18 protein-coding genes and 3 pseudogenes are annotated in these 12,966 nt (G+C 55.1%); all 21 read right to left on the bottom strand.

Annotation, left to right across the window (positions count from 1 at the left end; genetic code table 11):
* Position 1: 1 nt before the first annotated feature.
* Positions 2 to 520 (bottom strand): phage major tail tube protein, encoded by a 519-nt coding sequence (locus A7Z29_RS00180; RefSeq protein ID WP_001251408.1) that lies wholly within the window; start codon positions 518 to 520, stop codon positions 2 to 4.
* Between the two features lie 12 nt (positions 521 to 532).
* Positions 533 to 1,723: a phage tail sheath protein gene (locus A7Z29_RS00175; RefSeq protein WP_021534010.1), complete on the bottom strand. Its 1,191-nt coding sequence runs from the start codon at positions 1,721 to 1,723 to the stop codon at positions 533 to 535.
* A 129-nt stretch (positions 1,724 to 1,852) separates the two neighbouring features.
* A complete protein-coding gene (locus A7Z29_RS00170) occupies positions 1,853 to 2,380 on the bottom strand; it encodes a tail fiber assembly protein (RefSeq protein WP_001620995.1) in 528 nt (175 codons plus the stop codon).
* A 3-nt stretch (positions 2,381 to 2,383) separates the two neighbouring features.
* Positions 2,384 to 2,836: pseudogene (locus tag A7Z29_RS23995) on the bottom strand (phage tail fiber protein); the annotation flags it as partial.
* Positions 2,837 to 2,880: 44 nt separating this feature from the next.
* A pseudogene (locus A7Z29_RS23990) lies at positions 2,881 to 3,091 on the bottom strand (s domain protein); the annotation flags it as partial.
* Between the two features lie 1,452 nt (positions 3,092 to 4,543).
* Positions 4,544 to 5,164, bottom strand: a pseudogene (locus A7Z29_RS23985) (phage tail protein); the annotation flags it as partial.
* A gap of 10 nt (positions 5,165 to 5,174) precedes the next feature.
* Positions 5,175 to 5,705 (bottom strand): phage tail protein I, encoded by a 531-nt coding sequence (locus A7Z29_RS00160; protein WP_001285334.1) that lies wholly within the window; start codon positions 5,703 to 5,705, stop codon positions 5,175 to 5,177.
* A complete protein-coding gene (locus A7Z29_RS00155) occupies positions 5,698 to 6,606 on the bottom strand; it encodes a baseplate assembly protein (RefSeq protein WP_097743826.1) in 909 nt (302 codons plus the stop codon). The genes A7Z29_RS00160 and A7Z29_RS00155 overlap by 8 nt, the downstream gene beginning before the upstream one ends.
* Before the next feature lie 4 nt (positions 6,607 to 6,610).
* Entirely contained in the window at positions 6,611 to 6,958 is a 348-nt protein-coding gene (locus A7Z29_RS00150; RefSeq protein WP_001532465.1) for a GPW/gp25 family protein, read from the bottom strand.
* Positions 6,955 to 7,590, bottom strand: a complete 636-nt coding sequence (locus A7Z29_RS00145; RefSeq protein ID WP_001093748.1) for a phage baseplate assembly protein V — start codon at positions 7,588 to 7,590, stop codon at positions 6,955 to 6,957. Before A7Z29_RS00145 ends, A7Z29_RS00150 begins: the two co-directional genes overlap by 4 nt.
* A 66-nt stretch (positions 7,591 to 7,656) precedes the next feature.
* Positions 7,657 to 8,109, bottom strand: coding sequence for a phage virion morphogenesis protein (locus A7Z29_RS00140; RefSeq protein WP_001001786.1), 453 nt, complete (start codon positions 8,107 to 8,109; stop codon positions 7,657 to 7,659).
* Positions 8,102 to 8,569: a phage tail protein gene (locus A7Z29_RS00135; RefSeq protein ID WP_001774102.1), complete on the bottom strand. Its 468-nt coding sequence runs from the start codon at positions 8,567 to 8,569 to the stop codon at positions 8,102 to 8,104. The genes A7Z29_RS00140 and A7Z29_RS00135 overlap by 8 nt, the downstream gene beginning before the upstream one ends.
* The gene (gene lysC / locus A7Z29_RS23550) at positions 8,532 to 8,795 is read right to left on the bottom strand and encodes an Rz1-like lysis system protein LysC (RefSeq protein WP_223364218.1); all 264 of its coding nucleotides are present in this window, start codon (positions 8,793 to 8,795) and stop codon (positions 8,532 to 8,534) included. Before lysC ends, A7Z29_RS00135 begins: the two co-directional genes overlap by 38 nt.
* Positions 8,677 to 9,102: an Rz-like lysis system protein LysB gene (lysB, locus tag A7Z29_RS00125; protein ID WP_032152948.1), complete on the bottom strand. Its 426-nt coding sequence runs from the start codon at positions 9,100 to 9,102 to the stop codon at positions 8,677 to 8,679. Before lysB ends, lysC begins: the two co-directional genes overlap by 119 nt.
* Entirely contained in the window at positions 9,090 to 9,515 is a 426-nt protein-coding gene (locus A7Z29_RS00120) for a DNZ54_00345 family protein (protein WP_000736597.1), read from the bottom strand. The genes lysB and A7Z29_RS00120 overlap by 13 nt, the downstream gene beginning before the upstream one ends.
* Positions 9,516 to 9,529: 14 nt before the next feature.
* Positions 9,530 to 10,027 (bottom strand): glycoside hydrolase family 24 protein, encoded by a 498-nt coding sequence (locus A7Z29_RS00115; protein ID WP_001144101.1) that lies wholly within the window; start codon positions 10,025 to 10,027, stop codon positions 9,530 to 9,532.
* Positions 10,027 to 10,308 carry a phage holin family protein gene (locus A7Z29_RS00110; protein WP_000123123.1) on the bottom strand — a complete coding sequence of 94 codons (282 nt, stop codon included), beginning with the start codon at positions 10,306 to 10,308 and terminating at the stop codon, positions 10,027 to 10,029. Before A7Z29_RS00110 ends, A7Z29_RS00115 begins: the two co-directional genes overlap by 1 nt.
* A 3-nt stretch (positions 10,309 to 10,311) precedes the next feature.
* Entirely contained in the window at positions 10,312 to 10,515 is a 204-nt protein-coding gene (locus A7Z29_RS00105; protein WP_000846409.1) for a tail protein X, read from the bottom strand.
* Positions 10,515 to 11,024: a head completion/stabilization protein gene (locus A7Z29_RS00100; protein WP_000988633.1), complete on the bottom strand. Its 510-nt coding sequence runs from the start codon at positions 11,022 to 11,024 to the stop codon at positions 10,515 to 10,517. Before A7Z29_RS00100 ends, A7Z29_RS00105 begins: the two co-directional genes overlap by 1 nt.
* Positions 11,025 to 11,123: 99 nt before the next feature.
* On the bottom strand, positions 11,124 to 11,867 hold the full coding sequence (locus tag A7Z29_RS00095; protein WP_048228336.1) for a phage terminase small subunit: 744 nt from the start codon (positions 11,865 to 11,867) through the stop codon (positions 11,124 to 11,126).
* A 3-nt stretch (positions 11,868 to 11,870) separates the two neighbouring features.
* On the bottom strand, positions 11,871 to 12,944 hold the full coding sequence (locus A7Z29_RS00090) for a phage major capsid protein, P2 family (RefSeq protein WP_001248553.1): 1,074 nt from the start codon (positions 12,942 to 12,944) through the stop codon (positions 11,871 to 11,873).
* Between the last annotated feature and the right edge of the window lie 22 nt (positions 12,945 to 12,966).

Below are 12,966 nucleotides of genomic sequence, written 5' to 3'. Positions count from 1 at the left end.
ATCACAGGCCTATATTGCGGCGGTGTTGCTCCAGCCGGTCGACGCCGTTCACCTTCTCAATCATGTTGATGGTGTCGATTTCGACCAGCTCCTTACCGTCCATCGTCAGCCGGAAATAGGTGCAGACCACGGAGATTTTCGACTCGGTGTCTTCTCCCTGTTTACCCTCTCCGGTGTCGATTTCTTTCTGACGTCCACGCATGACCACTTCGACGGCCACCGTTTCGCCGGTATCGTCACGCTGGTAAGAGCCTGCAAAACGAATCGGCACGGCATCCACGCCGGTTGCGGCGTAAAGCTCCCAGATAACCGAATCCGGGAAGCCCCCGAGCGACCACTCCATTGACAGCGCATCGTCATCAAGGCCGAGGTCTACCGGTGCGCTACCGTTCATCCCCGCACCGCGATAGTTTTCGAGCTTACGGGTCAGTTTTGGCAGCGTGACGGACTTCGCGACGCCCTGATAGCTGTAGCCGTTCAGAAAGACGTTCATTAACTTGAGTTTGCGCGGCATTGCCATCGGTCAGGCTCCTTAATTGCTGTTAACCGAGGTGACCAGACTTGCCAGGTATCTTGAAGTAATACGCTGGCGCAGGGTCAGGTTTTCGAGTGGAGGCACCGGGGTATAGTCGTAGTCGATATACAGTTTTCCGGCCTTGAGGGTTTCCGCATCATTGGCTTCTTCACTGAACCAGCATGTGCCATCCACGATATAACCGTTGCTTTTCAGTTCACGGAATTTGGCATTGATGCCGTCAACGATGTCGCGAATCAGCGTTGCGGTGATGGGCTTATCAATAGCCCACATGTGCGCCTCAGCCATCGTGTCAGCCAGTACCTGCGCGGTGCGTGTGTAGCTTTCAAAGAGGAACAGTGGGTCATCGGAGCAGGTACGGTTACCCCAGAAACGGAAACCGTCGCGGCGAACCAGCGTTGTGACGCCTGCCTCGTTCAGCAGGTCAGCATCAGTGCCGGACTTCTGCAAATCCCAGAATACAGATGCGCTGATGCCGGTAACACCGTTTACCCCGACGTTGGACAGCGTTTTATGCCAGCCCTGCTCCTGGTCGATTTTAGCGCGCAGACCCAGCGCACGGGCGGTGGCATACGCGGTGGCGGTGGTGCTGGTGACCGTATCCCATGCGAGGAAATCCGGCCAGATGACCATCAGCTCACGCTGGCTGAAATTCTGGCGGTAGGCTTTCACCTCGGAAATGGTTTTACAGCCCCATGCGCTGATATACCCGAATGCATTCAGTTCCTGGCATACCGATGCCAGTGCGACGGCGACCTCTTTGGTGTCCAGCCCCGGCACACCAAGAATGCGCGGTTTAACGCCGGTAACCGACTCAGCCCCCATCAGGGCTTTCAGTCCGGTGTACTGACCGTTTTCGTCAGTGGTGCCGATGATATTGGAAACGGTCTGCGCGAGTTTCGTTTCTTCGTCGTCGCCGGTGCCGTCTTCCACGCGCACGACAACGGTGACCGGTTTTGACTGGTCGGCGATGGCCTGCAACGATGCCGCCAGCGTGCCTTTTTTACCGGCCTTTGCAATTGCGCTCTGCACATTGGTAATCAGCACCGGTTTATTGAGGGGGAAGGTTTCCGCATCCGCATCGCTGGCCGTGCAGACCATGCCGACAATGGCGGTGGATACGGTGGAAATGACGCGGGTGCCGTCGTTAATCTCCAGCACCTGCACACCGTGATGATAATCACTCATCCGTTTAACTCCGTGGTTAATGGGTGAGTGGTATTTTCAGTTGTACAGGGCATGAGACGCTATTTGTCCTGACTGGTCAATGGATGAAACAACAGATAAAGAAAAGGCGGGCAATCCGCCCGCCTGTATTTATTGTGGTAGTTCCGGCCATTCAGGATTTGCAGGATCCACACGACTGACCAGAACGCTGTAGCGTTCCCATGCCTCCAGTCGGCTGCGCTCCTCATCTGTTGCCATATTCAGCCTGACAGCGCGCTCCAGCGGCAAAATCACGGATTCAGCTTCGGAAAGCAAAGCTGCCTTTTTTGACTCCGCCAGTTGCTGCTGTTCGTCTGCCGTATAAATCCGCTTAATCACGGCACCGTCCTTAAACATCCATTTACCTGAGTCATCAGCTCGTCGGTTGGCGGTAATATCAGGGACTTCAACGACGCTGAACCCCTCTGGATTAAGCGTTGATGCATCTTTGGTAATGGCGACAATAATATTATTCTCATCGTAAACAATCTTTATTGTGTCTTCCTGAAAATGCTTTACCTCTTCATACCAGTTTTTTCCATCCTCTGAAAATAACCAGATAACGTCGAATTTTTTTGTTAGTTGATATTGTTCAATGGTTTTCGGATTTCCTGACCTTATATTTTTTAAATGCTGCATAATTTACACCTGTGCGACGTTATACCATGTGCCATTGATGTATTTTTGTATCGGTCTGAAGATGGCTTCATCATCGCCATCAACTTCACCAATAATTCTTAATCCGGTAAGTGTGTGTCCGGCCATCTCATAACGCCCGCCACGCGCCATCAATTGAACAACACGTGTTCCCAGGCGAACATCCATCACATAACGCCCGTCGAAATTACCGTAGTTACTTGGCACAACTTGTCCGGCAACAGTTAATCCATGGCCAATAGTGACTCCACCAGTGGAATTCTGAATATAGAATGGCCTTAAACTACTCCATCCCCCCATACTGTCACCGGAGTTGGTCAACATGAAATGGGTGAAATTACCATCATTTCGGATAAAGAATCCATAGTTCCCACATACGATGCGATAACCGTTTGCTGACCTTGAAACAACTTCCCCATCAACAGTTAAACCGCCTGTAATAGTGCCACCGGATATCGGTAAAGCACCAACATCACCAGCGGATGGTTTATGTGCTGTCGTATAAAGCTGTGCCCATCCAGACCATTGAGCGTCATCTGTATCCCGCCTTGAACGAATATATGCTGGTGCATGAGCACCGCTGGTTCCACTCCAGCCGATAAGTAACTCACCTTCTCCGGTTGCGGATACCCCCGTAAGATGAAGCACATTGCCATAGGCATAAGGGTAGCCATTGTTATATGCCTCATACATCTGAATACCAGGCACCCCCTTCTCACTCCCGCTTAATGCAGCAACGCGATTCCTGGATACCAGCGTATTAATATTGATATTGCCAGAACCATCAAATTTGACACCATTAATGTTTCGCGCGGTTTTCAGCTTTGTAGCTGTAGCCGCATTGCCGGACAGTTCGCCTGAAAGACCGGCGCTGAAGGTTTGTTTCGCCGCCCATGTCTGAGCTTCGTCGATAATTGGCACACGTCTTGTCGTGATCGTGCGGCTTCCCGGATTTCCTGAAATACGCACCATAAAAAAGCGGTAGTTGGCTTTACTTACAGTGCTGCGCCATACATGCATTGAGCGCCCCGTACCGGAATCATCACTCGGACCAACTGCGATGTTTATCAGGTTGCCATCAATGACACCCCAGTCCATACCGTCGGGAATGTTGGTCATGTTATCAAGCCGAACGGTTATCAGACTGCCCGGCACAAAGTCGCAGGTCTGCCAGTCCAGGCTGGAGAGTTTTGCCACAGCGCCACCGATGCCCAGATTCAGAGGCAACGAAAAGGAGTTATATACTTCTCGCCATTCGGTCCATTTGCTCCCGGCGTAGACGCGCTCAAAAGTGCGTCCCTGTGTGGTTTCTGATTTCCCTGTGGTTGTGTAACGCTGCCAGACAGACACACCATCAAAACGTCTGATTACTTCCAGTATCCCAAGTAGTGTCGCGCCAACGGTGTCCAGCATCGGACCGTTTATTGCCTTTCCTGTAACACTGTAAATACCGGGGTCGGTTAGAACATTTAAATCACCTTCGTAATAACGACTCTCTGACTGATGACCGACTCTTAACCACGGTTCCCACTGCGGATTTGATGCATCCCAGCTTGCCGCAAGGCAGCGGACATACATATTTCCACGGCGAGTGGTATAACGTTGCGTTCTTCCATAATTCCCGCCTTCGAGGATCTCAAGCATCCCCTGAGCAAAGGCGCCTTCCTCTGGATAATTGCGTTCATATGAAGCTATAGCCGAGCTACTGTTACGCCATAAACCAAGATGTTCGGCGGCTCCAAGCGTATTCAGGTCTATAGTCGTACTCAAAGAGCGGGTAGCTGATTGAGTGTGACGCCATATGCCCCACGGACCATCAGAGCCATTCCACTTATTGGCGAGTCTGCGTATGTATACATTGCCGTCTCTCGTGGTGAAGCGTTGCGTACCTGCAAAATTGCCGGCAGCAAAAACCTCAAGCACACCGACAGCATTATCTTCCGGGAAATTTTTCTCCAGTGTTGCGTTAGTTGAGGTAGCTTTAGACCAGATCCCCAGATAAGCCTTAACGGGACCAAATGTATTCAGGTCGGCATCAACCGGCATTTCGCCATTGTTTTTCATAAACGTCAGACTGGTAACGCCAACATTATCCAGAAAAGCTGATTTATCCTGGATATCTGCACCGTTCTGATTTTTCGCCAGACGTGAATTTGCGTTGTCATTTGCTGCCTTGACCGCTTTTGGCGTTGCTGCCAGCTTTTCACTGGTGCTGTTTGTTGCACTGCTTAACTGAGTAAAACCTTTTTCTGTCAGCGTGGCGTCAGGATGGCGGCGGGACTGCTCATGCTCTGCGATTTTGTCATCGACGTAATCCTGCGTCGCCATCACTGTGCTGGCATCAATACTCAGCTCAACAGACGCCACGTTACTGACAATAATAACCATGCGGCAGGTCTGCGCACGTCCGGAGCCTTCAGCGAGTTCAGGCTTATAGCTTTCCGCCATGTTGGCGACCGCAATCAGTGTTCCGGCATCGTCATACAGACCAAGCTCACGCATCCAGAAGCCGCCCACTTCGGGCGGAACAACCAGTTCAGCCACGATATAGTTTTTATTCTTATTATCCACGCTGACTTTATTCAGGGCGTGACGCCAGACCTCATGCACCAGTTTCGTCTGACCGGCATCCGGCACCGGCAATTTGCCATTACCGTCACCCACGGCCATTGCAGACAGGGTTACTTTTTTCCCGCCGGGGACAGTGGCGGCTGCCAGCTTTGCGGCTCCGGCAGTAGTGATAACGGTTTTAAATTTCGTGCTCATTGTTTCTCACTTATCCGGGATAAACAGTAATAACATCACCATCACAGACCACACCGCCTGTATACAGATAGCCGGGAATGTCCTGGATAATGTTCAGACCGATAAGGTGGCGACTTGCGGGTTTGGCATCGGCAATCAGCCGTTCCATTTCCAGATACATTTCCTCTGTGATACCGCTTTCCAGTACGCCGATATCAAGGCGAAAGGTGCCGGGCGGGTCGTTTGTCTCCCACCACTCCTTTACGTTAATGAGATAGCCGAGCGGCTCCACCACGCGTCGGATCGCGCCGACAGTGCCTTTATGACAGTGGATGAAATAGGCATCGCGGATAACGGCGCGTTTTGTCGCTTCCGGCCACTTTTCATCCCACCTGTCGACCGAAAACGCCCACGCCAGCCACGGCAGCAGATTTGCCGGGCAGGTGTCCGGGTTCCACAGCTCACGAATACTGACCGGCGTTTTTTCAATTTCCGCACAGGCTTTTGCGGCGGCAACTTCAAGCGGTGATGAGCCGGTCGGCAGCAGGCGCGAATCACTCATCCGAGCCTCCGGTCACGACGCGGTATTCGGTACAGAAAGACGCCTGCGTACTGTTGAGCACGATGTCAGCCAGTGGTGCAGCCAGTTCGACACGCTGCACGCCTTCCACATGCAAAGCGGCATAAATGGCAGACAGACGGATGTCGCGCCCCAGCCGGTGCTGTGCCGTGATATACGCTTCCAGTTTTTTCACAGCGGCAGCGCGAATGGGTTCGCTTTCGGGACCAGGGTAAAGATACAGCGTGGCGTTTATCTGGTATTCAACAATGGCGGCAGACTGCACGGTCACGCGGTCGGCCACCGGCCTGACGTCCTCGCCATTAAGGGCGTTACGCACCACAGCCAGCAGGTCTTCGGATGCGACGCCGTTATTTTCACGTGACAGCACAGAGATGGTGACACAGGCCGGAGACGGACTGGTGACAGAGATATCCGCGACACGCCCGTCCGCACTGCGACCATGATACTGATAGGCACCTACCGACCCGGCGACGCTTAAACCTTCAAACGCCTGCTGAATACGCAGACGATAATCGGTGTCAGATTCCATCACTGCCGGTGTCGGCGGGATGGTCGAATCATCTGCCGGGGTGATAATCAGGCGCGTGGTGTTGTAATTGGCACCAATCACATCAAGGTCATTACCGGTGGCACAGGCCAGCATCACCGCCCGTGCGGCCTCATTCACACGCTGACGCCAGATAAGCTCACGATAAGCATTTTCCTCCAGCAGTTTGACGAGAGGCTCGGATTCCAGCGTCAGGGTACGGGCGACCGCCTCCTGCTGATCTTCCGGGTAAAGGGAAATCAGTGTCGCCTTGCGTTCGGCGAGAATGGTTTCAAAGTCCAGCTCCTCGACCACATCCGGTGCGGGTAGCTGGTTCAGGTCGATAATCGGCATGGTTTCAACTCACATGGATGGTTAACGAAAGTGGCTGACCGGTGTCGTTGTGCTGACCGGTTAACGTGACCGTCATTCGCCCGTCAAAACTGCGCGCCGTAGTGACGGATGACAGGGTGACGCGGGGTTCCCATTTCAGCACCGCCATGTAACAGGCGACCTTAATCTGCAACTCAAGCGCCGGGGTCTGCGGCTGGTCAATCATTGACGCCAGCAACGAGCCGTAATCACGACGCATCACCCGTGAGCCGACCGGTGTGCGCAGGATATCGCCGATACTCTGGCTGATATGCTCAAGGTCAGTGACAGTCAGGCCATCACGGCGATTCATTCCGAGATAACGCGCTGTCATAGAGGACTCCCGGTTGTGCCGCCGCTGTCGCCGGGGTGTTTATGGGTATGCAGTACCTTACCGTTTGATGAGAGTTCACCGCCGGTGTGTTCAATGTTGCCGCGCATCGTCCCGCCCTTCTGCACTTCCAGCGTGCCGGTAATCAGCCTGTTGGTGCAGACCACCTCCGGTGTGTCCAGGGTGACGCGGGTTGATGCTTTCACCATGACCACCGGCACCGTGGCGGTAACAGAATCAGAAGCCGTTACGCTGGCCGTTTTAATTCCGCTTACCGTGAGTGCACTGGTTTCGGGTTCATACTCAATCACCGCCCCGTCAGGAAAACGGATATGCAGTGCATCCGCCGACGCAGACGGCGCAGGGTTATCGCCGGAATAAATCCCCGGCAGAACAAACGCCGTGTCAAGTTCACCGCCCACGGCCAGAATCAGCACCTGCTCCCCCACGGAAGGTGCCCACCATGTGCGCGAACGCCCGGCACGACAGGTCAGCCACTGAAGCCAGTCGGTGCACATGCCGCCGGTCTGCACACGGCAGCGACCGGCTTTAAGGTTGGTTTCGACGACAAGGCCGGTACGAATCATGTTGCGCAGTGCGCGCGCGAGTTCCTGGATATTTGCGAGAGTGTTCATAACGGGAAGGATGCCTCCGGGTCATACCGGCGGCAATGTAACGATGATGTGTCGGGAATGGCACAACTAACGGTCGAGGTGAGCCAGGATAATCTCTTCAATCATCTGCACATCCTCACCGGTAAAGCCGAGCAGAGGACGCGCCGGATAATCAATTTTCTTACCGTCTTTCCGGGTTTCTTCCGACAGACCGAACTGATGCACACTGGCGATTTTCGGTGACTTCCCGCCGTAAAACTCCATTGATGCCTGTTCAGGGCTGGCGCGGATATGCAAAAAACGACTGGTGATAAGTTTCGCAAACATTTTTCGCTTAACGCGACCGGTCTTTTTTCTGGCGCTCTGCTGCTGGCGTGGTGCGTAGGGTGTGCCGTCCGGGGCTTTCTGTGCCATCACCCGACGCTGCTGACTCTGCCGCAGACGCTTCGCCAGTTCTGCACTCAGTCGCCGACGCCCAGACGGTGACAGCGATTCAATCAGTCCGGTCAGCCGGTCTTCAAAACGCTTAAACTCATTCATCCCACTTGCTCACCAGTTCACCATTGATATAAAGCTCCATCGGGCGATTGACTGGCTCCGGCGGCGGAGGTTCCGGGATATTCTTCACATGCAGCGCACCGTCAACCTCACTGACCAGCGTTCGCTCGGTCAGCATCAGGCTGATGCTGATATCAAAGCTGCTGTCATTGTTGATGTCTGCATAAAACGTGAAACCTTTTTTCTGACCTTCGTCGGTGGTCATGATGTCGGGCTGATTTTCCCGCAGCCACGCCAGCACCGGCACGATGAGCAGGTCAAAATCACCGGTAAAGTCGGTCACAATCACATTGAGCGTGTAACGCTTTTCGAACGACAGCGACGTCGCCAGCGTGGAGGCAATACTCCCGTTATCCACGAATATCCGCAGCATCTCTGGACTGGTTTTCAGCACCGTGACGGCATCAGTCAGCGCCCTGCGCAGGCTGTCGGGTTTGAGCATCGTTTTCGTCCTGACAGTGTTTAATCATTTTTACCTGGCTGGCACAACGTGCCAGCGCGTTCTCAAGCTGCCGGATATCGGCACTTAAATCGCCGTTCGTCTCCGGGTCACTGCCCGGCATCGGGCAAAGGCTCACTTTCGGGCAGGCGTTGGCGACAATCACTGGCGTCGGTGCAGGCGGGGCGCTGGTGCAACCGGCGCACAGCATCAGGCAGGTCAGCACCATACCAGCGGCGAAAATCTTCGTTTTCATTAAGTAACCTCGTGATGGTTTTCTCGCGCTGTGCTTCACGCTTCGCGGCGTTCTCCAGTTCCTGACGCAGTGCCACCTGCGCCAGCTCGTTTTTGTCTGCCCTGGTGATGGCAACATGAAGCTGATTTTTCAGCATGGTGATGGTCGTCTGCTGTTCACTGGCGACGTTATTCGCCCTGTCCAGCGAGGCGCGCAGGCTGGCATTTTTGTGTTTCACCAGAAACAGACCGGTCACCGCCAGCGATAACAACACGACCAGCACAATCATCAGCTTTGACATAGTTCCCGCCCCTCAAAACGCTGACGGCAGGCCGTACGTATCAGCCGGAAGAACACCGATACCACGAGATAAATCAGCGCGGTAAAAATCCACCCGGCAGCGACCAGCGAGATAAACGTCGCCACCATCACCACCAGAGCCGCCGCCCGTCTGCGCCATGGCACCGGCTGCAAAAACAGCGACGTGACAATCTTCACGGCCAGCGATTCCGGCGGCAGCTCCCGCCCGTAGCGTTCCAGCACATACTCCGTGGCATACACGCCGACACCACCGGCAACCACACAGATAACCGTCGCCAGAATCGCCCATGCAGCGACAAAACTGACGGCCACGCTCTGCGGGTAAATCAGGGACAGTGCCAGCATCAGCGCCAGCGACACGTTCAGCATCAGTGAAAGGGATAATTTCTTCATGGTGTTTACTCCGTTTAAGCCGGTACGCCGCCAGCGGTACGCCAGACGGTGACCAGTTTTTCCAGTGAATGCTCACGCTGACCGTAACCGGCACCCGGCAGGGACGCCCAGATATTGCGACAGCGTGAAATGGCGCGCTCAATGCGCCCCGCCCGGATGTCATCCAGCGCACCGCGTTCGCGGATCAACTGAATGGCGAGTCTGTCCTGTGACAACGGACTGAAATCCGGCAGGGCAAGCTGTTTGCGGTAGTGCGGCCAGAACAGGTAAAGCTGCTGATAGCGACCGGAGGCCGTGGATTTTTCACCGCGACGGTTAAACACCTTCGCCGGTCGGCCATGTGCGAACGGGTGGTCACTGTAGTCGGTGAAGATTTCCGGCTTTCCGTCCAGTCCGGTGACTATCACGTCATAGCCCCGGTTTTTCGTCAGCGGATGATTCGCCGTCCCTTCGGACACGGCCAGCATGTCGAGAAAGGCGGCGATATTCTGATGCGTGTTAATTACCGGCATTACGGTTTCCCCCTGCCCTTAAAGCGGCGCTGAATGGCAATCTCAATCACCTGATAACCGGCGATACCCAGCATGGAGCCGATGCCGCACACCGCAGGCAGTGACAGGTCAGGGAACTGCACCAGAACAACACCGGCAACCATCGAGACAAAACCACCGAGCAACATGCGCCCGATAAAAAGACGCGGGGTGATGGGTTCACCACCGGCAAGCACCTTGCCGACAACAATCAGCACCCCAATCATGAAAAGCGACAGGACGCTTTTTTCTTCTGCTGTCATGCGTTACTCCCACAGATTGACAGTTTCAGCCACGGGCGCGGTCTGAACGTCGGGCAGTTCGACGGCGGTGCCGTGCGGCAGCACCGCCCCCAGTTCAGCCAGTCCCGGATTTGCGGCGAGCACGGTCTCAACCACGCCCTCAGTGCGCCCGTAATACCGGACACAAATGGCGTCGAGCGTGTCGCCCTGTAGCGCAAAGGTCTTCATCAGATTTGACTCACGATGCAGCGCGGCTTGTCCTGGATGCGCGCCACTGCCCAGCGCATATCCCGCCACAACTCATCAATGGTGCTGTCAATGCTGTCGGCCTTCTTGTCGCCTTTCGCACTGGCATCCACGCCGCGATAACGCTCATAAAGCGACGCGGTCGCCATCGCACACACGGCGCGCTCGTAGTAAAAAACTTTGATACTTTCACCGTCGATGTCGTCCGCCGGAACGTCCGCCAGACGCGTAAAACCGGCAGCAATTTTCTGTTCGCGGTACTCGTACAGCTCCGCATTCGTCTCTGCCATGCCTGACTTGATGGCCTCACGCAGACGGGCGGGGGCGACGGTCTGCTCAAGGCGCATACGTTCCCGGACGCGCTTCGGGTCGATATCGGGAAAAAAGAACGTGTTTTTAATCACCGGCTCGTCGCCTGCCGGTTGCGGGATGACCACCGTACCCTCACCGGACACGGGAGCCTCCTTTCGCGGAATAATCAGCGTCATCATGACTACCTCTGAAAAGTCGGGCGGTGGACGCCGGTGCAGTGTCAGGTGATTCACCCGCACTGACCGGCGTGCCGCCCTGGCGCGGGGCGCATTCGGTTGTTAACTGGCTTTCTTTTTCGGGCGTCCACGTTTTGCCGGTGTCACGCTCCGGGTCTTACGCGGGGCGCGGGTGACCGCTTTTGGCTGCGGCTCCGGCTTCGGTTTCAGCTCCCGCTCCAGTCGTTCAATCTCTTTTTTGACGCCTGCCTGACAGTCGAGCTGTGTCGCACGTTGCAGGTGAGCCAGCGCACCGGCGGCATCACCACCGTCACGCAGAAACAGACCGGTGATTTTGTGCAGCTTTGCGCGCACTTCATCAGGCATGTCAGCAGCGGCAGTCAGTTCAAGGGTCTCCGTCAGCAGGCGGGTATCCACAGACTCACCGGCAGCGTGGGCGCGCATGGCCGCGAGCGCGACCTCCTCGGTGAACATGTACGGCGGGGTGCGGCGGTGTTTACCCGGCATGGTCAGACCGTACTTCAGGGCATAACGGGCAATCTCCAGCGCACCGGCAATATCGCCGGTATCCAGACGCCATAGCATGACCGTCATCAGAATGTCATCCTGTGCACCTTTGCCCTGCTCCAGCACGCCGTTCACCCACGGCAACCAGAACGGCAGCAGTTCGCGTTTTTTCGCGGCCTTCAGCTCTTTTGAATAAATCGCTTTCAGTGTGCGCTGGTCTGCGGCGAGCTTAACCAGCATCTGCTCATAGACAGTTGCATGTCGCAGCGGGGCGGCTTCCCGCTGCGCGGTCATCGCTGCCGAGACCCGCATCATGTGGCGCTGTGCGGGACTCGTCATCGGTTACGCTCCCGGCTCTGCGGTCGCCTTAGCCGGTGTGGAGAAATCACCGACCTTAATTTTTTCCACCAGACAACCGGCGGCGTAGTCTTCCACCACGTAATCAATGTTCATTGACTCGTAGTTCTCCACGCGGTCGAGTTTCGGGTTTTCCTCAATCACGCGGCGATGGCTGTCATCCATGTAGTAGATGGACAGGTTTTCCAGCTTCGTGATGAGCATCGCATCCGCCGGGAAGTACGGGACGCGTACCGCCGGCAGGTTACCGATGCGTTTCTGGCTGATGATGACGTCAGCGGCCAGCATTTCGCTGTTGTCCTGCTCCTTGTTAACGATGGGGAAATACTTGTCCGCCAGTAACTGACGTCCCACTATCACCACAAGGTCAGGGTCTTCCTGATACCACGGTTCAATCAGGTTGTTGGTCGCATCCATCACCAGTGCATCAAGGCTGGCATAATCACCGCCCTTACCCACGCGGATGACCTCAGAGGTCGTGTGACCTTCCTCGTCAGTGACCTTGCTCATCACGCGCGCCGGTGCTTCATTGCGGTATTTCTGCAGCCAGCCGACTGCCACATCCTGCAGCATCGGATTGCTGCTGCGGTCAGAGGTTTCGGCACGCTTCACGCCGTTAAAACCGGCCATGATGAAATCAAGGGACTGGCGTTTGATAATGGCGTTACGGATACGGAGCTGGAAATCCTGATAACGCGCCCACAGGTCCAGCGTTTTGTAGCGGATATAAAAATCGAAGTTAATCTGGTCGCATTCGTACTTGTTGGACGCCAGCTTCGAGAAGTCCTTCGGCTGACGCTCGGTGCCACCGGCGGTGTCGGTGGTGCTGGCAATGGAGCCGGTGACACCGATGCCAATTTTTTCCCCTTTCATTTCGCTGACCGGCACAATGTTGATGCGGGTCAGAAAGTCAGAGGACTCCTGCATGGTGTTCATCAGGGTCTGGGTGACCGACGGTTCAACGGTGAATTTTTTCGACACATCACCGGCGTCGATGCCGTTCAGTTCGGCAACACGGGACAGGTAGGCATTAAATTTAAAGCGGGTTTCCTGGCGCATAGTTTTTCCTGAAATTAAGGGT

Source organism: Escherichia sp. MOD1-EC6842 (genome assembly GCF_002965705.1).
Classification (GTDB): Bacteria; Pseudomonadota; Gammaproteobacteria; order Enterobacterales; family Enterobacteriaceae; genus Escherichia; species Escherichia ruysiae.
Note: the sequence above shows the minus strand (reverse complement) of the source record. Positions and strands in the feature narration are given on the sequence as shown.

Coding starts and splice junctions, on each gene's coding strand:
- A7Z29_RS00115 (WP_001144101.1), bottom strand. CDS start 10,027: ATGCCGGTAATTAACACGCATCAGAATATCGCCGCCTTTCTCGACATG.
- A7Z29_RS00120 (WP_000736597.1), bottom strand. CDS start 9,515: ATGAAGAAATTATCCCTTTCACTGATGCTGAACGTGTCGCTGGCGCTG.
- A7Z29_RS00180 (WP_001251408.1), bottom strand. CDS start 520: ATGGCAATGCCGCGCAAACTCAAGTTAATGAACGTCTTTCTGAACGGC.
- A7Z29_RS00095 (WP_048228336.1), bottom strand. CDS start 11,867: ATGACGAGTCCCGCACAGCGCCACATGATGCGGGTCTCGGCAGCGATG.
- lysB (WP_032152948.1), bottom strand. CDS start 9,102: ATGTCAAAGCTGATGATTGTGCTGGTCGTGTTGTTATCGCTGGCGGTG.
- A7Z29_RS00110 (WP_000123123.1), bottom strand. CDS start 10,308: ATGACAGCAGAAGAAAAAAGCGTCCTGTCGCTTTTCATGATTGGGGTG.
- A7Z29_RS00140 (WP_001001786.1), bottom strand. CDS start 8,109: ATGAATGAGTTTAAGCGTTTTGAAGACCGGCTGACCGGACTGATTGAA.
- A7Z29_RS00155 (WP_097743826.1), bottom strand. CDS start 6,606: ATGCCGATTATCGACCTGAACCAGCTACCCGCACCGGATGTGGTCGAG.
- A7Z29_RS00145 (WP_001093748.1), bottom strand. CDS start 7,590: ATGAACACTCTCGCAAATATCCAGGAACTCGCGCGCGCACTGCGCAAC.
- A7Z29_RS00160 (WP_001285334.1), bottom strand. CDS start 5,705: ATGAGTGATTCGCGCCTGCTGCCGACCGGCTCATCACCGCTTGAAGTT.
- A7Z29_RS00105 (WP_000846409.1), bottom strand. CDS start 10,515: ATGAAGACCTTTGCGCTACAGGGCGACACGCTCGACGCCATTTGTGTC.
- lysC (WP_223364218.1), bottom strand. CDS start 8,795: ATGGTGCTGACCTGCCTGATGCTGTGCGCCGGTTGCACCAGCGCCCCG.
- A7Z29_RS00170 (WP_001620995.1), bottom strand. CDS start 2,380: ATGCAGCATTTAAAAAATATAAGGTCAGGAAATCCGAAAACCATTGAA.
- A7Z29_RS00135 (WP_001774102.1), bottom strand. CDS start 8,569: ATGCTCAAACCCGACAGCCTGCGCAGGGCGCTGACTGATGCCGTCACG.
- A7Z29_RS00150 (WP_001532465.1), bottom strand. CDS start 6,958: ATGACAGCGCGTTATCTCGGAATGAATCGCCGTGATGGCCTGACTGTC.
- A7Z29_RS00100 (WP_000988633.1), bottom strand. CDS start 11,024: ATGATGACGCTGATTATTCCGCGAAAGGAGGCTCCCGTGTCCGGTGAG.
- A7Z29_RS00090 (WP_001248553.1), bottom strand. CDS start 12,944: ATGCGCCAGGAAACCCGCTTTAAATTTAATGCCTACCTGTCCCGTGTT.
- A7Z29_RS00175 (WP_021534010.1), bottom strand. CDS start 1,723: ATGAGTGATTATCATCACGGTGTGCAGGTGCTGGAGATTAACGACGGC.